A 21,978-nucleotide genomic window follows, 5' to 3' on the forward strand; every position below is an offset into this window, starting at 1 on the left:
CAATCCATTCGGCGACAGATCGATTTAGCCGTCAGCTCCTAAAGCGTTGCAGGATCCTCTCCAGAAAATCCCTAGAGAACATGGTGGGTTGTCGGCCAAATCCTGATTTTTCAATTAGCCCCCTTGGCTTCCCTTGAGAAAGGGAAACTCAAGCTCTTTCTTGAGATCCTCAGAACCTGGGATCCTCAAGTTCTGAAAACCCAGTTGCCGCAAGCCAGGGATCCCGAATGCCCAAGCTAGTCAAGTGCCTGTAGCTGGGCTAGGAAATCTGCCACCGTCAGGGATCCCAGCTCCTGCCGATGGCGCTGGCGCACGCTCACCGTTCCTGCCGCTTGTTCCTGTTCCCCCACGATCAACATAAAAGGGATCCGGGCCTTCTCGGCATTGCGGATTTTTTTGGGCAAACGATCGCTGTCGGCATCGATGTGGACGCGGATCCCGTGTTCTCGCAGTTGATCCCGCACTTGGGTGGCATAGCCCAAATACTGATCGGAAACGGGCAAAATGCGCACCTGTTCCGGGGCCAGCCAGAAGGGAAAATCCCCAGCGTATTCTTCGATGAGAATGCCGATGAGTCGTTCCAGCGAGCCAAAGGGAGCACGGTGAATCATCACCGGACGCTGCCGGGATCCATCCTCAGCTACGTATTGCAGATCAAAGCGCTGTGGGTTTTGGTAGTCCACCTGAACCGTGCCCAGTTGCCACTCCCGATCCAGCGCGTCGCGGAAAATAAAATCCAGCTTCGGCCCATAGAAGGCTGCCTCTCCGATCCCTTCAAAGTGGGGCATCGACAACTTCTCCACAGCGCGACGGATGGCATTTTCGGCTTTGTCCCAATCTTCGGGGGATCCCAGATATTTGTCCGACTTGGGATCCCGGAAGCTGAGGCGGGCGCGAAAATCCTTGAGCTTGAGCTTATCGAAAACCACCAAAATGAGATCGACAACCTTGAGAAACTCCTCCTCCAATTGATCGGGGCGAACAAACAAATGGGCATCGTCCACCGTGAAGCCACGCACTCGCGTCAGACCTCCCAATTCCCCCGATTGCTCGTAGCGATAAACGGTGCCGAACTCGGCATATCGTAGGGGCAAATCGCGGTAGGATCTCAGCTCGGATTTGTAGATTTGGATGTGAAAAGGACAATTCATCGGCTTCATGACAAAGCCCTGTTCAGCCGCACGCGCCTGCTCATTCTCCGACATCATGGGAAACATATCTTCCCGATACTTTTGCCAGTGGCCGGAGATCTTGAACAAGTCCACACGGGCAATATGAGGGGTAACCACCGGCAGGTAGCCCCGCTTGAGCTGCTCCTGCTTGAGAAAATCCTCCAGCACCGAGCGCAGAATGGTGCCCTTGGGTGTCCAGAGAGGCAGCCCCGGCCCCACCTCATCCGAAAACAAAAATAGGCCCAGTTCTTTGCCCAGCTTGCGGTGATCCCGCCGTTTGGCTTCTTCCAGCCGCCGTTTGTATTCTTTCAGCTCCTCTGGGGTCTCCCAGGCGGTGCCGTAGATGCGTTGGAGCTGCGGCTTGGTTTCATCCCCCCGCCAATAAGCGCCGGCCACACTGAGCAAATCAAAGGCTCTGGGGTTGAGATCTCGGGTGTTTTCCACGTGGGGGCCAGCACAGAGATCCCACCATTCATCCCCCAAGTGATAAATGCTGATGACCTCTCCTTCGGGAATGCTGTCCAAGATCTCCAGCTTATAGGGTTCGCCGAGGGCTTCGATTCTGCGCCTGGCTTCTTCCCGGCTCACCTCCTCGCGGATCACCGGCAAACCTTTTTTGATGATCGCCTGCATCTCTTTTTTGATGCGGTCGAGATCCTCAGGCGTAAAGGGTTCGGGATGGTCAAAATCGTAATAGAAGCCGTAGTCGGTGGTGGGGCCGATGGTCACCTGGGCCTTGGGAAACAGCTTTTGCACCGCCATAGCCAGGACATGGGAAGTGGTGTGGCGGATGCGCTCCAGTTGGGGAGACTCGTGAGTGCGCAGCAGTTTGAGGGTGCTGTTGGCCTTCTGAGGTGATTCGGCTGGCTGAGACATCGGAACCTACTTTGAAACAAACAAATCAAATACTGTGTCCCTATCTTAGGCTGGGGCGAGAGCGGCAGGGATCCCAAGCTGAGTCCATTCCCTTGTTTGCCGAGTCAATCGCAAACCTGACAACTGGGCCCGGAACAAGGGGGGAAAGTACACAGTATCCTAAAGGGGTTGACCCCCACACCCGAGCCATGATCTCTTCGCGCACCGACTTCACGGAATGCCCTGTCGCCTCTGCTCCCCCAGTTTCCGAAACCGGCCCGGCTTCTCGTCCTGAATCTTTGGCTGCCCCCGTTCTGGCCGCCATCGATGTAGGCAGCAACTCTCTCCACATGGTGGTGGTGCGCATCAATCCCCGTATCCCCAGCTTCACCATCATCTCCCGCGAAAAAGCCACCGTGCGGCTGGGGGAATACTGCAACCAGACGGGTGCCCTGACCCCTGCAGCCATGGAGCGGGCCCGAGTGGCCCTGGAACGATTTTGCCGCATTGCCGAGAGCTTTCAGGTGCATTCCATTGTTGCGGTGGCCACCAGTGCTGTGCGCGAGGCCCCCAATGGGCCGGAGTTTTTGAAGCGGATTGAACGGGAGCTGGGCCTGCGGGTGGAGTTGATCTCGGGGCAGGAAGAGGCCCGCCGCATTTATCTGGGAGTGCTCTCGGCGATGGAGTTCCACAACCGGATGCACGCGGTGGTGGATATCGGCGGTGGCTCCACCGAGCTGATCTTGGGCAATGGCCAAGAGCCGGAGTTTCTGCGCAGCATCAAGGTGGGAGCTGTGCGTCTAACCCAGGCTTTTTTGCACCACGATCCGCCCACTTCTGGCGAACTGCAAGCCCTGCGCCAGCACATCCGCGGCATGCTGGAATCCCCCATTGAGCAGATGAAACGGATCGTCGCATCTTCACAACAACAGGGATCCCTGCCTTTGGTGGGCACCTCTGGCACCGTCGAGAGCCTGGCCCAGTGGGATGCCCGCCGTCGTTTGGGCGCTCCCCCCAGTCGCCTGCAGGGGTATGAGTTCAGCTTGGAAGCCTTGCGCGGCTACATCAAAGAGCTGCGATCCCTGACGGTGGCCGAACGGCAAAAACTTCCCGGCCTAGGGGAAAGACGGGGGGAGATCATCCTGGCCGGCGCCCTGATCCTAGAGGAAGTGATGAGCCTGCTGGGGGTAGAGCGGGTTCAATTTTGCGAACGGGCTTTGCGGGAAGGGCTGATCGTGGATTGGATGATCGGCCAAGGCTTGATTGAGGATCGGCTGCGCTACCACAGCTCGGTGCGGCGGCGCAGTGTGCTCAAGCTGGCGGAAAAATATCAGGTGGAGCTGCCCTATGCCGAACGGGTGGCCGAATTTGCCCTCAGCCTCTTCGACCAGACCCGCGGCCTGTTGCATGGTTGGGGATCCCGCGAGCGGGCCCTCCTCTGGTCAGCGGCCATGCTGCACAACTGCGGCCACTTTATCAGCCATGCCGCCCACCACAAACACTCCTACTACCTGATTCGCCATGGGGAACTGTTGGGCTTCAATGAAGAAGAGGTGGAAGTGATCGCCAACTTGGCCCGCTACCACCGCAAATCGCCTCCCAAGAAGAAGCACGAAAACTTTCAGCGCCTCACCGACGAACGGGATCGCCAAATCGTCTTGGAACTGAGCCCCTTGCTGCGCATGGCTTGTGCCCTGGATCGCCGCCGTCTGCAAGCCATCCAAGCGCTGCACTGCCGTTTTCAGCTCTTGGGAGAAGGCTCTCGGCAGATGGAGCTGATTTTGGATCCCAGGCATCCCAATGATGACTGCGCCTTGGAGCTGTGGAGCTTGAACGAGAAGAAAAAAGTCTTCGAACAGCAGTTCAAGCTGCAGGTGATCCCCAAATTGTCCACTCAGATCGAGCGCAGCTCAAATCCTTTTGAGGCAGCAGTTTAGCCCCTGCCCGCAGGAGGTTTCTGGTGGGCACCTGGCAACGGTAGAATGTTTGACGATGAAGCTGTGGTTGTGGGCGGCTCTCCCGCCACTGAATGCTGAGCAAAACGGAGTTGTTGAGATGGCCAAGTTGTTGTTGGGGGATCAAGCCTTTGAGGTCGAGCTACTGACGGATACGCCCACCAATTGGCCGGGAATTAAAGTCATGTCCAAGGGGGCCAAGCTGGATATTCCGGCTGGAACTGTGGTGAAGGTGGAGTCCGAGGATGACCACGCGACCGGGTCCTACAAAGTGGTCTATCGTCTGGCCCCCGCCTATCCCCGCAGTTGGAGGCTGCTCCTAGAGCGGGAGAGCGCTGCTACCGCGCCTCAAGCGGCATCGGCCCCAGAACCAGAGGTCGCTCAGGCCAGCAGCTCAGAAGGAGGGCTGCCGAATAGCGATAAAATCTTCACCATCAAGGTATCCGGCCTTGTGGGAGGAGGCGTGCGCAGAAGCGTTGTCGAGTACAAAGTGCCCTTCAGCCGCCTTTCCCAAGAAGTGAAGCGGATTACCCAAATGGGAGGCAAAATCATCGGCATTGCTGAATCCAATCTGTTAAGCAACCTTGAGTAGCCGGTGGCTTTCTGAGAGACGCTGGGTTCTTTTGCCAAAGCCGCCGATTCAAACTCTCCCAACCAAAACTCTCTTGCTTGGAGAGCATAAGGGATCCCTGCAGTTTTTGGGTAGGCAGCGGCTGCTCCCATACCCCTAACTTAAGAATGGGGTGGTAGGCTGTCATTGGTTTTGCCGTTGTCCAGAAGGCTGCCTTTCCCCTCTGTGCTGGGGGTGGCTTTCTGTTGAGAAAAGGCGTTCCGGTGAGGGCTGAACTACTTGAGCGCCATCGACATGATTGAAAGTGGGGAGTGAGGTCATGACATCTCGACGACATCCAACGCGCTTGGGAGGGTCGATACCCCAAGGCTACTCAGGCTCTGGGTCAACAAAGGGATCCCAGCCATACTCCTCACCCACTTCACGACAGAGCTTTCCCCATCCCCCTCGACGTTCGCCGGCAAAGTCTCGCCTTAGGTCGTTCCACTTTTTCAGCTTGCTGGTGATCCTGCTGGGGTTCGGGACTGGAGCCCTGGTAGCCTGGGCAACTGCTCATCCCGATTGGGTCAGCCGCTTGCCAGGGCTATCGCCGCCTGTAGCCGAGATACCCGCTCCCCGCGCCCATGCCAAAGCGGCTCAACAGCGCTTGCCCCTTCCCCAAGAGCTGCAACTGGAACGGGATCCCTTTGCTTTGGATCCCTTGGCCAGTCTTTCCTATGTGCCCGCCATCATGTACCACGATGTGGTGGCCGGACGCAAACAGGTCTGGTTCGACACTACGGTGGCGGAGCTGCGGCAACATTTTGAGGCCATTAAACAAGCAGGACTTACCCCCATCCACATCGACCAACTCTACAAACACCTGCGGGACGGGGATCCCTTGCCGGAGAAAGCCATTTTGCTCACTTTTGACGACGCTTACCTGGGCCTGTACGAAAACGCCTACCCCCTTCTCAAGGAGTACAACTACCCCGCCGCCTATTTTGTGCAAACCGGGTTTGTCGGCGTGCCCACCAGCAAGGATCACTTCACCTGGGATCAAATGCGGGAGATGGATGCCAGCGGGCTGATCGACTTTGCCGCCCACACCGTCACCCATCCCCCTGACCTGCGGGTGCTAGACGATGCCCGTCTGCGGCGGGAAGTGTTCGACTGCAAGACCAAGCTGGAGCAGGAGCTGGGCCACCCCATCCACTACTTTGCCTATCCCGAAGGCAACCGGGACGAGCGGGTGAAGCAATACCTGGCCGATGCCGGTTACCGGATGTCTTTTACGATGGATCCCGGTTTTACAGGACAATCGCCCAACTTGCTGGAGGTGCGACGCTTTAACCAGTTTCGCATCACCGAGGCCATCATTGGCGCCCGCACCTTCACCCTCAACCGCAGCCCCGACTACCGGCTGGATGTGACCCAACCGTTGGCCTTGACCGACGAAGTGATCGACCAGGTGCGTGTTCTCACCCTTCGCGGCGGGCGGGCGGCTACGGTGCATGCGGAGCGGCGCTACGAGGTCAGCACCCTGGCCCAGCGCTACCAGGCCGATGCCGGCATCAATGGCAGCTTTTTCTCCATCCCTTGGATCAACTCTGCCAGCAATGTCATGGTGGGGCCGGTGATGGCTGCCAACCACAAGACCTTCATCCCTGGTCGCCCCGAAGACGACAAGGTGGTGCGCGGTCGCCCCTTGGTGCTGCTGGGCAGGGATCGCATCCGCTTTGTGCCCTTCGACCCCGATACGATGACCCGCTTGGAGAACATTCGCCAGTTGATGCCGGATGTCACAGATCTGTTTGTGGCCGGTCTGTGGCTGGTCAAGGATGGTCATGCCCTCTCTCAGACGGAGATCGATTCTTTCCGTCTTTCTAGCGCCGCCGAGTTCCGCCCCAGGGCTTTCTTTGGTGTGGATGACCAAGATCAGGTGGTGATCGGAGTTACCAAAACCCATGTCAACGCCGCCACCCTGGCCCGTATTTTGCCCAAAACCGGGATCCGGGAAGCCGTGCTGCTGGATTCTGGCTTTAGCACGTCGCTGGTCTACCAGGGGCAGATCTTGGGCACGGGCCATGCTGCTCCCCATCAGCCTAGCCGTCCTGTGCCCCATGCCACTTTGCTCTACGACATGAACCGCCTCTGGGCCAGGGATCCCCTTCCCGAGGCCAAGGCTGGCTCTGAGGGAGATCGGCTGGAGGGGCTGGTGCAACTTTTGCCCGGCAGCGAGCAAGAGGCGGCCAAAGCCCAACTCAAGAGCATTCTGGCCGGCCAACGCACGTTGAGGCGGGGGGATCGGGGGGCAGCGGTGGTAGCTGTGCAACTGGGGTTGAGCCGTTTGGCCGCTCAGCAGGGACGGCTGGATCTGCTCCCCTCTGGCCCCGATGGGGTGTATGGTCAAGAGGTGGCCCAGGCAATGGCGGAATTGGTGCTAAAAGAGCCCAGCGATGGGTCAGAACCTGTTGCTGAGGGATCCCTTCCTCAAGCCACCCCCACCCCCCTGGTGGCCGGAACGGCGACATCCCCCCACAGCGTGGACATCCTCGATGCTCAACTGCTGCAGCGCCTGCTGGAGCGTGTCCACTGGACTCCTCCCTCGGTACTGGTGGATACGCGCTTGGAACGGTCAGCCTTGCTCCTAGAGCGCAAGCCGGAGCGTAAGCTGCTGCCCAGCGCTTCTGTCCAACCCCACACCGGTGCTCCCAGCCCGACCTCCGGGTTAAGTCGGTAATCTGCGATACAGCCATTCCGCAACAGAGGGTCTATCCTGGCCGAAGAAGTCCGGCTTGCCTCTAGCCCTGGGGGCTAAGTTTGCTGTTTACCCTGCCGGTGGTGCTTAGGAGAGGTGTGCTGAGGGAGGTCATGACATCTGCTGCTGAAGGGGGGGCCGAGAACCCTGGGGCGACCTGGGTAATGGAGAAGCGGTCTCGGCAACCCGGCTGATCCCCTGCGGTCGGCTGCCCAGCTCGAGCCGGGCATGTGGGTACGGCTGTTGTATCCTCCTTCTGTTAAGGGGAGGCTGGGGATCGTCCTCACCCGTGAAAACCGCGACCGCTGGCTGGTGACTCTGGCCGGTGAGGGAGAAGAGGTGGTCCTGTCCCTGGCGGCACGGGAACTGGTACCCCTTGGCTGAGGTTGTCAAGGATATCTTGGCGAGGGCTGGTTCTGTTATCCTGCTCTCAATGCGGTTTTTCAGGTCGCTGCTCTATGGTTGCTGCTCTGGCCTTCAACCCTTCCTCGGATCCCCCTCGATCGCTTCTGCCCGAGGAGATCACCTGGCTGGGCAGCCTCAGCTACAACGAACAGGGCCTGATCCCGGCCATTGTGCAGGACTACCTGGATGGGACGGTGCTGATGGTGGCCTGGATGAACCGGGAGTCGCTGCAGAAAACTTTGGAAACGGGCCGCACCTGGTTCTGGAGCCGGTCTCGCCAGGCCCTGTGGCCTAAGGGGGAAACTTCCGGTCATGTGCAGTGGGTCAAGCAAATCCGCTACGACTGCGACGGCGACGCGCTGGTGATCTTGGTGGAGCAGGTGGGAGATGCGGCTTGCCACACGGGGGCGCGCAGTTGCTTCTTCCGCCCACTGCCAGGGGATCAAAGGGATCCCATCCCGGCAGCAGATACTCTGTCTCAGGTGTTTGCTGTGGTGAAGGCCCGCCAGGCAGATCCCCGTCCCGACTCCTACACCAGCAGCTTGCTGGCCAAGGGAGAGAACGCCATTCTCAAGAAACTCGGCGAGGAAACGGCTGAGGTGGTGATGGCGGCCAAGGATCAAGACCGCGCTGCCCTGGCCCGCGAGGTGGCCGATCTCTGGTACCACTGCCTCGTGGCTCTTGCTCATTATCAGGTGGATATTAAGGATGTCTATCGCCAGCTCCAAGCCCGCCGTTCCGCCAAGTGAAAGGGCCGTGTCCTCCGAAGGCGGCGCCCCTGATCTTCTGGATCCCTCTCTGGACAAAGCCCACCTGGATTTGCGAGCCACGCGGTGTGGACAAGTGGATCTGGAGACGGATCGGGAGACCTTGGCCCGTTACCTAAGAGGCCACGCCCAGTGGATCCAGCGGTGCTTTAGGCCGTTGCAGGTGGAAGCTTTGTCCGCCGAGACCTACCGGCTGCAGTTTTTTCGCATGGGCGGCCTTGGGTTTGAGCTGGAGCCCAGTTTTGGGGTGAGGATCTGGCCGGATGAAGATTACCGGTTTCGCCTGACCTCGATTGAGTTGCCCGGCGATGAGGGAATGCCTTACCGGGTTAACTGCCAAGCCGATTTCCGGCTGGAGGAGCTACAGGGATCCCTGAAAGACCTGCCCACCACCCGTGTTCACTGGGCTCTTCATCTGGAGATCTGGCTGGCTTTGCCCAGGTTTTTGCAGGTTCTGCCCCGCAAGTTGGTTTATCGGGTGGCCCATCAAGTGGTGCAGCAGGTAACCCGGGGTATGAGTGACCGCCTCACCCACAATGTGTGCAGCGATTTCTATCGCTCTATTGGGTGTCCCGATCACCCCTATCGCTTAATTGCAGTGGAAGACAAAGCGTGATATCTTAGGTGCCAAGTAAGTTGCCGGTCAGCTTTCGAGTAGTGCTCCGGCAACCGGCGATGGAGTTCGCCGCAACCGCCTCACTTGGAATTTTTCTATAGAGGAAGAGGGTTCTAACCTCAAAAGCTGAGGCTGATGACTCCTACACTTCTGGGCAAGTCCAGGGGGTAGGGGTCTTTGGCTTTGTTTGAGGCCCCACCCTGCGGACGCGATGGTGCTCCCACTCCTGACGCGGATGGCTTTTTCTCCCTGGGCTGCCCTTCAACACCCTGACGACAAGGAGATGAGGATCTGGTGATGCTGGGCAGTTGGCTGTGGATCTTGGTGATGGGCTTTTTTGTCGGCCAAATCGTGGGTCGGCTGGGGATGCCCCCCCTGCTGGGGATGATCCTCGTGGGGATCTTGCTGGGAGATGTCCTATCCCCGGAGGTGCTGGCAGCGGCGGGGGATCTGCGGGTGGTGGCGGTGATGATCATTTTGATGAAGGCGGGCCTGGGGCTGGATCGGGAGAAGCTGGCCCAGCAGGGATCCGTGGCGCTGCGGCTGGGGTTTTTGCCGGCAGCCTGCGAGGCGGTGGCGGTGGCCCTGTTGAGCACCTGGATCCTGGGGTTGGACTGGCCTACCGGTTTGCTGTTGGGCTGCGTGATTGGGGCGGAGTCGCCAGCCGTGATCGTGCCGGGGATGTTGCGCCTCAAAAGCCTGGGCTGGGGGGTGGCCAAAGGGATCCCGGATGCCATTTTGACCGGCAGCGCCCTTTCCGACGTACTGCTGTTGTTGGGGTTTAGCCTGCTGCTCAGCTTTTTGGGCCAGGGCTCTGCAGAGAGCGTTCGCCTGCTGGGGCTGGAGCTATCGCCGCTGCAGTGGCTGCCGTTCCAAGTGGGGATGGAGATCCTGCTGGGCATAGCCATAGGCTACCTGGGGGCGCGGGTTCTGGTGTCGCTGCTAACCCAACAAAACTGGACCCGCAACAGCGTGCAGGAAGTGCTGCTGGCTGCCTGCATGGCCTTGGGCTTGGTGCTGGCGCCGCAGGTGTGGCCCTATTTTTCCGGCTATCTGGCGGTGATGGCCATGGGGTTTTTTCTGATTGAGCTGGATGCCCCTTTGGCGCGGCGGCTGCGGGGTGGGTTCGATGCCCTCTGGACGGTGGCGGAGATCGTGTTGTTTGTGCTACTGGGAGCGTCGCTGGATCTGGGGGTGCTGGGATCCGTGTTTTGGCCGGGCTTGCTGCTCTTGACCTTGAGTCTGCTGCTGGGGCGGGGCCTGGGTTGGTGGCTTTCCACTCTGGGAAGCAATTGGAACGGGCGGGAGCGGCTGTTTTTGCTACCGGGCAACATGGCCAAGGCGACGGTGCAGGCGGCTATTGGTGGGATCCCTTTGGCCCAAGGGATCCCCGGTGGGGAGATCATTTTGGCTTTGGCGGCTCTGTCGATTTTGGTCACGGCCCCCCTGGGTGCTTGGCTGACCCAGGTGTGTGCTCCCCGGCTTTTGGAAAAAGGAGAGGTGGATCCCACCAAGGTGGGCAGCCAGGGCAAGGTGAGCTTTTTGGCAGCGGTGGATACCTCTCCCCTAGCCGAGGCGGTGTTGCGCAAGGCAGCCGATTTGGCGCGGCGGGTGGATGGGGAAGTGATTGTGCTGCATGTTACCGATGAGCTGCAGGGGAAAGGGGTGGAACAGTTGCGCCAGCTTGCCCAGCGCCTTTTGGCGGATATTCGCCACCAGTTCTGCCTGGCTTCCGGGCCCTTGGCGGAGACCATTGTAAACATAGCCCAGGAGCGGCAGGTTACCGACATAGTCATGGGCAAGCGGGGGCACCGCGGCTGGGAACAAGTGCTAGTGGGATCCACCTCCCAAGCCGTTCTGGAGACCAGCTCTATTCCTGTAATTCTGGTCGAATCTCCTCAAGGAAGTCCTGGGCAGGTCATTAGCCGACCAAAGTAGAGGTTATTTAGCTCTCCGAGGTATCCACCGGTTTTCGGCCAGGGTGAAGCACCTTTTTTCTTTCTTGGTAGGGCAACAACTGGGATCCTCGGGGCCATGGGCAAGCATATCTAAGCAGACCTCAGCCTTTCCTCCAGAGTCACGGGCAACTGAAACATTGTTAACTAAAACCCCATCGCCGAGGTACACAGGCTCCAGGGGCGTAGGTTTTTTGCTGCCGCCCAACAGCCCAGATAAGGTTGTCCAGAAAGCATTCCCTCCTGTATTACTTAATGCAATCGCCACTACATCCTGAAGCCCATCGTTGTTAAGATCGGCAGGCGCTAGCTTTTCGAGGCTTACTCTTAGGAACCCTTCTTCGAGAGGGCTAGAGCCTCTCTGATACTGGCCATTTTGAAAACGAACTCGCTCAATATTTTCGGGTAAAGCAAATATGAGATACTCAGCGTTTAAGAATGCCTGCTGAGCAATAGCTATTGAAATCGGACAGATACCCAAGAGAAAACAGGCTAGCTTAAAAAGCACTCTTTTAGCGGCCATTGCTTCTCTCCTCTTACCAGAAGGACAGGGGAAGCTCGATTCTGTTCGAGGCAAACAAAGGAGAACAAGACCTGCTCAGCTCTAGGTTCTCCTGGGCCGGCAGTTGCTCCCGGCTAGATGAAGACTCTTCTGAAGCTCTCTTTGCCCTTACTCTTCTATCTATGGATTCTAGCCATGGACGTAACGAGCTGCTGCTGTTGATGCTTGTACTGAATCTATGGAGCCGGACATGATCCCTTCTGCCTGGCGCTTTATCCTCCTTCTGGGGATCGTCAGCTTGTGTGCCGATGCCACCTACGAAGGAGCCCGCAGCATTTCTGGAGCTTTTTTGGGATCCCTAGGGGCCAGCGGCACGGTGGTGGGCCTGGTGGCCGGCGGGGGGGAGCTATTGGCCTATGGCTTGCGGTTGGGGGTGGGCTATTGGAGCGACCAGCTGGGCAGGGATCCCTTGCACCGCAGTCGGGGGCACTGGCAGCTCACCACCTTGGGCTATGTCATCAACACGGCGGTGATCCCGGCTTTGGCCTGGGTGGGCAGTTGGCCTTGGGCCGCCGTGCTGCTCTTGGCCGAGCGGACCGGCAAAGGGATCCGCACCCCGCCGCGGGACGTGTTGCTTTCTCATGCAGCCCTGCAGGTGGGTCGGGGCTTGGGGTTTGGCCTGCACGAGACCCTAGATCAGATTGGGGCGGTAGGGGGGCCGCTGTTGGTGGCGGCAGTTCTGAAAGTCGGCTATGGCTTCCGGGGTGGGTTTTTGGCCTTGGGGATCCCGGCGGCAATAGGACTGGGGGTTTTGGGGCTGGCGCAATGGCTCTATCCCAGCCCACGAGACTTCGAGCCGGAGCCGGAGATGACCTCGGCAAAAGGCTTGCCCAGAGTTTTCTGGCTGTATCTGCTGGCGGCAGCCTGTGTGGCCATGGGGTTTGCCGATTTTCCCCTCATTGCTTTCCATCTGCAACGACAGTCGGGAAGCGATGGAGCAGGGATCCCTTTGCTGTATGCCCTGGCTATGGGGGTGGATGCCCTGGCCGCCCTGGGATGTGGCTGGCTGTTCGACCGCGTGGGGCTGTGGAGCTTGCTGGGAGCGGTGGCGGTATCGGCTGGATTTGCGCCGCTGGCCTTTTCCGGTACCTATGCTCTGACGGTGCTGGGCATGGTGCTCTGGGGGATTGGTTTGGGGGCCCAAGAATCCATCATGAAGGCGGCGGTGGCCGGTATGGTAGCTCCCGAGACGAGGGGCTTTGCCTTTGGCCTGTTTACCAGTGTCTATGGATTGGCTTGGTTTGTGGGCAGCGCCCTGATGGGGGTGCTTTACGATTTCTCCCTGACTGGCTTAGTGCTCTTTTCGGTAGTCACTCAAGGGCTGGGGGCGGCTATCCTGCTGGCTCTAGTGTCCAGGAGGCAGGCCGAGGTGGGCTGATGAAAAGCCCCTGCACCAGATTACGGTGCAGCTCTTCGGGGGTTTCGTTTGTGCTAGTGGTGAGGAGCACCATCCCCTCAGGTTTTGGGCCACCTCCAGGAGCTTTTGTCAGAACCCGATTTTCAGAACTGATCCTTCATACCGCGCAGGCGAGCGAAGACCCGCACCGGATCCTGGAGCCCGGTGGCAGCTTGCAGAGCCGGCTGATCCCAGCGCAAGAAGGGGTTGGTGCGTCGCTCCTCGCCCATAGTGCTGGGTACTGTTGGGGATCCCGATTGGCGCAGGGCGGCCACCTTTTGGTAACGGGCCTGCAGGTCGGGATTTCCCCCATCCACCGTCAGGGCAAACCTGAGGTTGTTGAGGGTGTATTCGTGGGCACACCACACCCGCGTCGGTTCAGGCAACTGGCGCAGTTGATCCAGGGATCCCAGCATTTGTTCCGGGGTGCCTTCAAACAGCCGCCCGCATCCCCCGGCAAACAGGGTGTCCCCACAGAAGAGATCCCCGCTCTCGGGAAAGTAATAGGCAATGTGACCCCGGGTATGGCCGGGCACAAACAGCACCGTTGCTTGCCGGCCCGCGAATTCCACTGTTGCTCCCGCCCGCAGCTCCACCGTCTGGCCGGGGATCCGCCCCCGATCCGCCTCGCCGGCATAGACGGCAGCCTGAGGATAGCGGGCCAAAAGCTGCCGATTTCCCCCCACATGGTCGTGATGGTGGTGCGTGTTGAAAATGGCCACCAGCTCCGCCCCCAGCTCGGTCAGCTTTTCCAGCACAGGCTCGGCCACTGCCGGATCCACCACGGCTGCTGTCGCGGTGTCGGAATCGTAGAGCAGATAGATATAGTTATCGCGCAGGGCGGGCAACTGAAGAACGCGCATGGCTCGGCTAACTTTCAAAAATGGCCTGCTCTACATCCTGCCGGCTGAGGGAATAGGGAAAAGATAAAGTTTTCGTGTTGCCGTCTGGGTAGGTGTATCGCACCCAAATGCTGGTTTCTTCCAGACGCAAAATGGCTTTCCAGCCAGGCCGCTCGCAAAACCATTGCTCCACATCTTGCGGGTCGCGGGTGCAGCCCTGATCCTCTAGCCAGCGTTCGATGATGTGGAGGGGGTGATTATACAGGGGCGTAGTTGCGGGGGGCAAAGGCATGGCGAGATTTGAGAGGCGAGATTTGAGAAAAGCAGTCCAACACAGAGTCAACGGCCTATGTTCATTCAAGCACTCCTGATACAGAATCCGAGAACTCCGTCCCAATGCCGTACCAAGACGGTGGGGAGTGCCCACAGAATCAGCTTGCCCCACTCTCTCGCAGCCAAGCGAGGACACCTGCCAACACCAAACACACAACCAGGGTGGATCCCATCAGCAACAGGGCACAAAGCTCACCAGGTGAAAGTGGGCGGGTTTCCATGCGCAGCTCCAGAGAGTCAGCGTCTAGGGATCCCGTCATGCTCAGAGATCCCGTGTTGGCAGTCACCGCCCGTAAGCTGGCATCGTAGATGGCCCGTTTCGTCGGGTTGCTGAGGACAAGGTAGGCCTCCTGCAACTCTTGAAAGCAGCGAATGGCCACTTCCGGGGCCAGGGGAGAAGTATCGGGATGGTAGCGTTTGCTCAACTGCCGATAAGCCCGCCGGATGGCCTCAGGAGACGCCCCTGGAGACAGGCCCAACCGTTGGTAGTAGGTGAGGGAGGTCAACGAGCGCATGCAGGCTAATGGATAAGCGAGACGGTAGGGTCAGCAGAGCGCTTCTCCAGGGAGCTAGACCTTAATCCAGTGTATTACTCGTGCAGCCGCCGGGATCCCCGCAGCAAGCCTCAATAGAGCTTTATTCTTCTTCCTCTTCTTCGGACTTGGCTTTGGGGTAGTAGAAGCCGGTGTTGCGACCGCTGAGAATGGCGCGCCCAATGGTCATGGCTCGCTGGGCCTGGAGCTTAGCTTTGCCCAGCCAGACGGCGTAGCGCCTGCGACTGCGGGCTTTAGAGGTTTTCTTCTTGGGAACAGGCATAGCTTGTACAAGAATACAGCCTTACTAGGCTAGCACTGATCGCGTCAGCGGCGGAGTCCTAGCTTGCACCGCCGATCCCAGCTTTATCCAGGCAAGTGGCCTATCAGCGCTTGACTGAAAGAGGGCGAGCATCTCGGCTCAACAGAGTTGAGATCTGTCAACTCTTCTGTGCAAATCTTCTCAATCCATTTTCCCAACAGCCCTGTAGCCGCTAGAGTATGGGACATCTGCTGGGAACAGGCGATGCCGGGATCCTTAACCCTTAGCCGCCAGGTGATATCGGTCACCGCCCTGAAGCTCTTTTGGATGCAGGCTGTGAGTGAAATGTGGCCCCCCTCAGATTTAGGAGATCGCTCAACCATGCGCAACCTCTCTTCCATCTTGCTGTTCGGGATCCCTCTGGTGAGCCTCAGTTGGACGGGGATCCCGGTGGTGGCCCAATCCGCCAATCCAGCCCTCTGCCAGCAATTTCCCCAAGACATTCGCTGCACCCTCTCTGCCCCCAGACAGGTGGGACAAGCGCCGCAACCCACATCCCGTCCTCGGATTGCGGTCTTGGACTTTGATTTCAGCAGCCTCAGCAATCCCTACAGCATCCGCGAGGCTTCGCGGGGGGTGAGCGACCTGTTGGTGGATCGGCTGGTGAGAGATGGCACCTTTTCCGTCATCGAGCGCTCGCGGCTGGACGCGATCTTGGCCGAGCAGAACCTGGGTCTATCCGGTCGACTGGATGCCAACACCGCTGCTCAGGTAGGCCGGATCCTAGGGGTCGATGCGGTGATCCTCGGCAGTGTGACCCAGTTTGATGTGTCTGTGCGCCGTTCTGGGGGTGGGGCACCGGTCTTAACTCCCTTCGGCAGCTTCCCGCTGGCGGTGGGCGCTGAGTCAGTGGATGCCGATGCCAACGTGCAGCTGAATGCCCGCTTGGTGAGCACCAGTACTGCCGAGATCTTGGCCGTGGTCGAGGGCAAAGGCAACGCCAGCCAGTCGGATAGCACGGTCACGGTTGCCGGCTTTGGCGGGGGATCCGCCACCAGCAACGAAGAGAAGCTGTTGGTATTGGCAAGCCAACAAGCGGTGGAGCAAATTGCCCAGCAGTTGGCCGGTTTTGCCGGGCGCTTGGCAGCTCAGCCTCGCTCTCTGCCAACGGTTGACGCCTTGGTGGCGGATGTCTACGGCAACCAGGTGATCCTGAACAAGGGCAGCCGCGATGGCTATCGGGTGGGATTGATTCTTTCTGTGGAGCGCGTCGTCCGCGAGGTGAAGGATCCGGCCACGGGGACAGTCTTGCGCAAATTGACTGAGCCAGCCGGACAGGTCCAACTGACGGAGGTGGATGACAGCTCCAGTGTGGGACGCATTCTCAGCGGGGCAGGCTTCAAGGTTGGGGATGTGGCCAAGCCTGTCCAATGAGCTTTCCCAAGCCCTATCCTCAGGATCCCTCGATGGGAGCAAAGCCCTGCCGTTGCGTGTTTTCGGTTACGGTGCGCGGCTCTAAAAATTGCAGCAGGTAGTCGGGGCCGCCGGCTTTGGATCCCACGCCGGAGAGCTTGAAGCCGCCGAAGGGCTGCCGCTCCACCAACGCCCCGGTGATCTCGCGGTTGATGTAGAGGTTGCCGACGGCAAAGTCCTGGCGAGCCTGTTGAATGTGAGAAGGGGTGCGGCTGTAGAGACCGCCGGTGAGGGCGTAGGGGGTGGCATTGGCCATCTGCAGAGCAGAAGAAAAGTCCGGCGCTGAGATCACCGCCAAAACCGGGCCAAACAGCTCCCGCTGCGCCAGCTCTGACTGGGGATCCACCTGGCTGAACACAGTGGGGCCGACGAAGTAGCCTTTTTCCGGCACGGGCAGGCTGAGGTCGAGGCGGGCACCAGCCTTAGCCGATTGAATGGCCTGGTGCAGGCGAGCTTGGGCCTCTGCATCGATGACCGGGCCAACTTGGGTGCTGGGGTGGGCTGGATCCCCCACATTCAAAGAGCGCACCGCCTCGACGAGCCGTCCCAAGAACAGGTCGTGAATGGACTGCAAAACGATCGCCCGCGAGCAGGCGGAGCATTTCTGGCCACTGTAGCCAAAGGCGGAGTTGACCACTCCTTTGACCGCCTGATCCAGGTCGGCGCTTTCGTCGATGAGGATGGCGTTTTTGCCCCCCATCTCGGCAATGACCCGTTTGATGTGGTGCTGGCCCGGCTGCAGTTGCGCGGCTTGGGCGAGGATCTGGCAACCCACCGCCTGGGATCCGGTGAAGGCAATCAGGTGCACCCGCCGGTCTTGAACCAACAGGGGGCCAATGGCTTCGCCCACCCCCGGCAGGAATTGAAAAACACCCTCCGGGATCCCAGCTTCGGCAAGGGCCTTGAGGATAAACTCCGCCAGTTTGGCGGCGATCAGCGAAGATTGCTCCGCCGGTTTGAGGAGCACGCAGTTTCCGGCCACCAAAGCCGCCGCTGTCATGCCACAGGGGATGGAGAGGGGGAAGTTCCAGGGGGCGATCACTACCGCCACACCGCGGGGCTGGTAGTGGTAATGGTTGGTTTCGCCGGGCAGGTTGCACTCCCGTCCCCGCTCCAGAGCCTCCATCTGTTGGGCGTAGTAGCGGCAAAAATCGATGGCCTCGGAAACTTCCCCATCGGCCTGGGCAATGGGCTTGCCCACCTCCAGCACCATCCAGGCAGCCAGCTCCGCCCGCTGGGCTTCGATTTGCTCCGCCACCCGCCGCAGGATCCCCGCCCTCACGGCAACGGGGGTGCGCCTCCAGATGGGAAAGCTGGCTTGGGCCGCTGCCAAGGCTTGCTCCACCTGTTCCGGCTCGGTCAACCCAATTTCCGCCACCACCTGTTCAGGATCCGCAGGGTTGAGGGAGAGCATCGCTTGTTGGGTGGGGCGATATTCTCCGGCAATCCAGGGCTGAACCCTCTGACCCAGTTGAGGCCGGATCTCGTCCAATGCCTGAAAAAAGGGATCCCGCTGCTGGGGCTGGCTGAAATCCGTATCGGGAGCGGCGGCAAACGAGAGAGAAGGAGCCTGGAAAACGGATCCCTCGTCCAAGACCGGCGGGGCCAACAGCTGCTCGGGGTTGTAACCCTGAACGCTTTGCCGCAGGAAAGAGGTGTTGGCGGTGTTTTCCAGCAAACGCCGGATCAGGTAGGCCATACCCGGCAGCAGCTCCCCGTAGGGGCAGTACACCCGCACCCGCTGTCCCTTCTGCACCAGGGCCTTGGCCAGGGGATCGGCCATGCCATAGAGCACCTGCAGTTCAAAAGCAGACTGGGGCACCTCCAGCGCTTGGGCGATGGCAATGGCTTTGGCCTGAGAGCGCACATTGTGGCTGGCAATGGCAGCGCGGAGATGGGTGTGGTGCTCCAACAAAAGCTGGGTCATGCGCTCGAAGTTGGCGTCGGTAGCAGACTTGCTGTTGTAAACCGGCTGTGGCCAGTGCTTTTGCGCCGCCAGGATGGTCTCTTGATCCCAGTAGGCCCCCTTGACCAAGCGCACCGTCACCGGGGCTCCCCGCTCTTTGGCCCAGGCGATCAGGTTTTGCAGATCGGTGTAGCTATCCCGCAGGTAGGCCTGCAGCGTCAGGCCAACGTCGGTGCGGCCTCGGAACTCCGGCTCCAGCAGCAGCTCCTGCAAAATGGCCAGGGTGAGGGATTTGTAGCGGTACTGCTCCATGTCGAAATGGATCCTGACTCCCAGAGCTTCTGCCCGGCGCAACAGGATGCGAATCCGTTCCCCCACTTTGGCTTTGGCCCCCAGGGGATCGATGGGATCGAACTGGGAATAGAAGGCTGTCAGCTTTACCGACACTTGCGGCACCGGCTGCGGTTGTGGCCAGGTTTTGACCATCTTTGCCAAATGCTCCATCACCTGCAGATAGCGATCCAGGTAGGATTGGGCTTCCGCTTCGGTGATGACGGCTTCCCCCAGCAAATCCAGCGTGAAAGCCATACCCTGCCGGTGCAGAGCTTCCAGAGTTTTGCTGACTTGCTGCAGGGTTTCTCCGGCAATGTATCGACGGGCCAAGGCTTCCACGGCAGCGGTTAGGGTGGTGGCAGCCAACTGCCCTGGCAGGGAGTCGGGGTCTGCAAAGTTGAGCAGGCTTTTCAGCATTCCCGGCAATTCCACCGCCGGATCTGAAAGATACTCCTGCAAATGGCGGGCCACCTCAGCCTTGCTTTTCAAGCTGGGCAAGACATCAATCAAGCGGAACAACTGGGTGCGCAGGTGGGGGTTCTCCATCGCCCAGGCCAGCAGCTTGTCCTCCCAGCGCAGTTGATCCCGCCACTGGGCCAGCAGGGATCTCTTCTCTCCCCAAAGAGAAGCCAACAGAGATTGGGCAAGAGCTTGGGTTTGAGCCTCGTAGGCGGTAGGAGCACCTTGGGCAACCATCTAATAACTGGGGTGTGAGATCCCTACCATCCTGTCATGGAAAAGAGGGAACCTGAGGCCGATTTTGGGAAGATAATGGCTTATGGGGCCACTGCAAATCCTCAAACAGCTACACCGGGTATAAACAGCTTTGCAGGAGAAACTTATGCAGGCTTTTGTTGCAGGGGCTACAGGAGAAACCGGACGCCGCATTGTCAAAGAGTTGGTGGGCCGCGACATCCCGGTACGGGCGCTGGTGCGCAGCCATGAGCTGGCCGCTCGGGTTTTGCCCCCCGAAGCGGAAGTGGTGGTGGGGGATGTGCTGGATCCGGCCACGCTGGAGACGGGCATGGAAGGATGTACAGTGGTGCTCTGTGCTACAGGTGCTAGGCCCAGTTGGGATCCCTTTCAGCCCTACCGAGTGGATTATGAAGGCACCAAGAACCTGGTAGATGTGGCCAAAGCCAAAGGGATCCAACACTTTGTTTTGATTTCTTCTCTGTGCGTGTCTCGGTTGTTCCACCCCCTCAATTTGTTTTGGCTGATTTTGGTGTGGAAAAAACGCGCAGAAGAATACCTGCAAAAAAGCGGCCTCACCTACACCATCGTTCGACCGGGGGGCCTAAAAAACCAAGACAACGACGATGGCATTGTCCTATCCAAGGCGGATACCCTCTTTGACGGCAGCATCCCCCGCACGAAAGTAGCCCAAGTGGCCGTCGAAAGTTTATTCCAGCCCGCCGCCCAAAATCGCATCCTTGAGATCATCGCCAAGCCGGGTGTGCCCAACCAAGAATGGAGCGCTCTCTTTGCTATGGCAAGGTAGGTACCGAGCTGCATGCATGCTGCATACATTATGACTATGAGCGAGTATGAACGCGGCTCCCAGTTCCTCAGCAGGCTCGAACTTGGTGGGCGCATGGCACTCCTGGAAAGTCGATCCTGCATTGGTCGATAGTCTGCCGCAAAATGTCGGTGCCAAGCTAAACTTCTCGTTTTGCCCTTAACTTCCCTCTGTCTGGGAACCAGAAGACTTGGCCAACTGCTGCAAACAATTTAAGATCTGCGCCTCAGCGTTGGCATCGTGGAGTCGCAACGTCAGGCGGGGCACCCGCAGTGAAGCCGTAATCCGGCCTGAGGGCAGATCCAGCCACACCAGTTGCCCTTGAAAACAGCGACAAGCGGCTCCCCATTCCTGGGCCAGAGCCTCTACCTCTGACCAGGCAAGGCAGCGCGGCAGCAGCAGGTCAGTGGCCCACCCTGCTCCACACTCCCGCCGCCTGAGGATACGCACCTGCATGGATCCCTACATCCGCAAGGACTCCGTCCCGCTGACGCGAGCGGCGTAAAACTCGCACCAGGGATCCCCTTGCTCTCTGGCTTTGGTCTCCTTGCCGTGGAAGAGCCCACCCCGCTGGAAGAGGCGGTTGTAGAAGACTTGATCCAAAACCGGCTTCTGCTGAATGTTGCCGTTGTAGACCAGATTCATCATCGCCGGCACCGCCCCTTGGGCAAAGTAGCAGGCGGGATCCTCTGCCCGTGGGTAGGAAGCCAAAAAGTAGTTGGCTTCGTAGTTGCCGTCAATGGCCACCCGGCAAGACTCGCCGCTCACCACCTCCAAAGCCTGCCAGCGACCCCACCCCAGGCTGCTGGCCACCGCATAGCCGCCGTGGATCCAGTCGGTGTCTTTCTCCAGCATCGGCCCCACAAGGGTTTCCCACTCCACCGATTCCATGATGTTGCCAAAGGTGTAGAACACACAAACATGCCCCGACTCGCGGATGAGAGCTTCCCCCACCCCCATCAGCTCAGCCTGCACCGCCTTCAGCTCCTGTAAAAAGCGATACTGAATGCGGTTGTAGTAGTTGGCAGGCATGCGCGTTAGCAACACGTTAAACGCGCGAATTTGCCCCCGCTCATCTCCGGACAAAGGCAAGCCCCACAGAGCTTCGTTGACCGCGTCATAGTCCACTGCTGTTGTGGGCCGGGGGAACTGGAGCGGCTGCTCGATCAACTTGCCCATCCCTGGACTGGGAGTCAACAACTGGGGCCGCGGCAGCCGAGTAACCTGGATTACACAGTGATCCTTACGGGTAACGGCCATGCACTCCGTTTCTTCTGCCGTGTAGCTCCCCAGCTCGCCAAACGTGGCATCCAGAGCTGCTGCCACATAGCCCACCGCCAAGTGGTCAATGGGACGTGTGCGGTTGACCTGATCCCCGTACTTGCTCAGCCAGCCTTCTGCGTAGTGAGAATGGGCAAGCTGCACTTCCCCGCCTGAAGGTGTCACCTCAAACGCCAGCCGCCCAAACCCCAAAAAACTGAAGATCTGGGCTGCCACTGCCAAGCGCCCTTGGGTCTCCTGAATGCCAAGAGCCTTGAAAGCTCCGTACAGAAGACTGTAAAAGATCTCCTGGGCTGCCGTGCGCAGGATCCCTACTCCATCGATCCAGTCGGGATCTTCGATGGTCTGCTGCAGGAAGAGGTTGTAGTGATGGCAGTGGAAGATAACCGGCTCTCCAAACAGGGAGATCAGCTTGCGGTTGCGGTCGAGATGGAGATGTTCAAGCATGGACAAGTGGGTTGAGATGAATGATAGTGCTCAAAGCAGGCCCCTGAGCGCGGCA

General features: G+C 59.2%; 19 protein-coding genes and 1 riboswitch. Of the genes, 10 read left to right on the forward strand and 9 right to left on the reverse strand.

The window, feature by feature from the left end:
* Positions 1-236 precede the first annotated feature (236 nt).
* On the reverse strand, positions 237-2,048 hold the full coding sequence (gene thrS / locus NW870_RS06220) for a threonine--tRNA ligase (protein ID WP_414374490.1): 1,812 nt from the start codon (positions 2,046-2,048) through the stop codon (positions 237-239).
* Between the two features lie 188 nt (positions 2,049-2,236).
* Here thrS and NW870_RS06225 point away from each other — a divergent pair, with 188 nt between their 5' ends.
* From NW870_RS06225 to NW870_RS06255, 7 genes are all read left to right on the forward strand, one after another.
* Positions 2,237-3,964 carry a Ppx/GppA phosphatase family protein gene (locus tag NW870_RS06225; RefSeq protein ID WP_414374491.1) on the forward strand — a complete coding sequence of 576 codons (1,728 nt, stop codon included), beginning with the start codon at positions 2,237-2,239 and terminating at the stop codon, positions 3,962-3,964.
* Positions 3,965-4,082: 118 nt separating this feature from the next.
* Entirely contained in the window at positions 4,083-4,574 is a 492-nt protein-coding gene (locus NW870_RS06230; RefSeq protein ID WP_414356682.1) for a phycobilisome linker polypeptide, read from the forward strand.
* Between the two features lie 481 nt (positions 4,575-5,055).
* Complete coding sequence (locus NW870_RS06235; RefSeq protein ID WP_414374502.1) at positions 5,056-7,275, forward strand: polysaccharide deacetylase family protein; 2,220 nt, start codon at positions 5,056-5,058, stop codon at positions 7,273-7,275.
* 261 nt (positions 7,276-7,536) lie between these two features.
* Entirely contained in the window at positions 7,537-7,677 is a 141-nt protein-coding gene (locus tag NW870_RS06240; protein WP_414358323.1) for a hypothetical protein, read from the forward strand.
* A 74-nt stretch (positions 7,678-7,751) separates the two neighbouring features.
* A complete protein-coding gene (gene hisIE / locus NW870_RS06245; protein ID WP_414358320.1) occupies positions 7,752-8,447 on the forward strand; it encodes a bifunctional phosphoribosyl-AMP cyclohydrolase/phosphoribosyl-ATP diphosphatase HisIE in 696 nt (231 codons plus the stop codon).
* 7 nt (positions 8,448-8,454) lie between these two features.
* The gene (locus NW870_RS06250; protein WP_414358319.1) at positions 8,455-9,081 is read left to right on the forward strand and encodes a DUF1997 domain-containing protein; all 627 of its coding nucleotides are present in this window, start codon (positions 8,455-8,457) and stop codon (positions 9,079-9,081) included.
* Positions 9,082-9,127: 46 nt separating this feature from the next.
* A riboswitch (Fluoride riboswitch) is annotated at positions 9,128-9,233 on the forward strand.
* A gap of 145 nt (positions 9,234-9,378) precedes the next feature.
* Positions 9,379-11,019, forward strand: coding sequence for a cation:proton antiporter (locus tag NW870_RS06255; RefSeq protein ID WP_414374493.1), 1,641 nt, complete (start codon positions 9,379-9,381; stop codon positions 11,017-11,019).
* A 3-nt stretch (positions 11,020-11,022) separates the two neighbouring features.
* On the opposite strand, the gene NW870_RS06260 is transcribed toward NW870_RS06255, so the two are convergent.
* Complete coding sequence (locus tag NW870_RS06260; protein ID WP_414357887.1) at positions 11,023-11,559, reverse strand: hypothetical protein; 537 nt, start codon at positions 11,557-11,559, stop codon at positions 11,023-11,025.
* 229 nt (positions 11,560-11,788) lie between these two features.
* On the opposite strand from NW870_RS06260, the gene NW870_RS06265 reads away from it, so the two are divergent.
* A complete protein-coding gene (locus NW870_RS06265) occupies positions 11,789-12,976 on the forward strand; it encodes an MFS transporter (protein ID WP_414357885.1) in 1,188 nt (395 codons plus the stop codon).
* A gap of 122 nt (positions 12,977-13,098) precedes the next feature.
* Here the strand turns inward: NW870_RS06265 and gloB are convergent, their stop codons facing one another.
* From gloB to NW870_RS06285, 4 genes are all read right to left on the reverse strand, one after another.
* Positions 13,099-13,857 (reverse strand): hydroxyacylglutathione hydrolase, encoded by a 759-nt coding sequence (gene gloB, locus NW870_RS06270; protein WP_414357883.1) that lies wholly within the window; start codon positions 13,855-13,857, stop codon positions 13,099-13,101.
* Positions 13,858-13,864: 7 nt separating this feature from the next.
* Complete coding sequence (locus tag NW870_RS06275) at positions 13,865-14,128, reverse strand: DUF3143 domain-containing protein (RefSeq protein WP_414351177.1); 264 nt, start codon at positions 14,126-14,128, stop codon at positions 13,865-13,867.
* A gap of 139 nt (positions 14,129-14,267) precedes the next feature.
* The gene (locus NW870_RS06280; protein ID WP_414357882.1) at positions 14,268-14,684 is read right to left on the reverse strand and encodes a J domain-containing protein; all 417 of its coding nucleotides are present in this window, start codon (positions 14,682-14,684) and stop codon (positions 14,268-14,270) included.
* Between the two features lie 121 nt (positions 14,685-14,805).
* Positions 14,806-14,985 (reverse strand): 50S ribosomal protein L32, encoded by a 180-nt coding sequence (locus NW870_RS06285; protein WP_414374494.1) that lies wholly within the window; start codon positions 14,983-14,985, stop codon positions 14,806-14,808.
* A 360-nt stretch (positions 14,986-15,345) separates the two neighbouring features.
* Here NW870_RS06285 and NW870_RS06290 point away from each other — a divergent pair, with 360 nt between their 5' ends.
* A complete protein-coding gene (locus NW870_RS06290) occupies positions 15,346-16,398 on the forward strand; it encodes a CsgG/HfaB family protein (protein ID WP_414357880.1) in 1,053 nt (350 codons plus the stop codon).
* 19 nt (positions 16,399-16,417) lie between these two features.
* Here the strand turns inward: NW870_RS06290 and pruA are convergent, their stop codons facing one another.
* Positions 16,418-19,372: an L-glutamate gamma-semialdehyde dehydrogenase gene (gene pruA, locus NW870_RS06295; RefSeq protein WP_414374496.1), complete on the reverse strand. Its 2,955-nt coding sequence runs from the start codon at positions 19,370-19,372 to the stop codon at positions 16,418-16,420.
* 145 nt (positions 19,373-19,517) lie between these two features.
* On the opposite strand from pruA, the gene NW870_RS06300 reads away from it, so the two are divergent.
* Positions 19,518-20,177: an SDR family oxidoreductase gene (locus tag NW870_RS06300; RefSeq protein ID WP_414374497.1), complete on the forward strand. Its 660-nt coding sequence runs from the start codon at positions 19,518-19,520 to the stop codon at positions 20,175-20,177.
* 177 nt (positions 20,178-20,354) lie between these two features.
* On the opposite strand, the gene NW870_RS06305 is transcribed toward NW870_RS06300, so the two are convergent.
* Together NW870_RS06305 and NW870_RS06310 are read right to left on the reverse strand one after the other, a co-directional pair.
* A complete protein-coding gene (locus NW870_RS06305; protein WP_414374498.1) occupies positions 20,355-20,651 on the reverse strand; it encodes a hypothetical protein in 297 nt (98 codons plus the stop codon).
* 6 nt (positions 20,652-20,657) lie between these two features.
* Positions 20,658-21,923 carry a hypothetical protein gene (locus NW870_RS06310; protein WP_414374499.1) on the reverse strand — a complete coding sequence of 422 codons (1,266 nt, stop codon included), beginning with the start codon at positions 21,921-21,923 and terminating at the stop codon, positions 20,658-20,660.
* Positions 21,924-21,978 lie beyond the last annotated feature (55 nt).

The organism is Synechococcus sp. R50.1 (assembly GCF_047462115.1).
GTDB lineage: Bacteria > Cyanobacteriota > Cyanobacteriia > Thermostichales > Thermostichaceae > Thermostichus.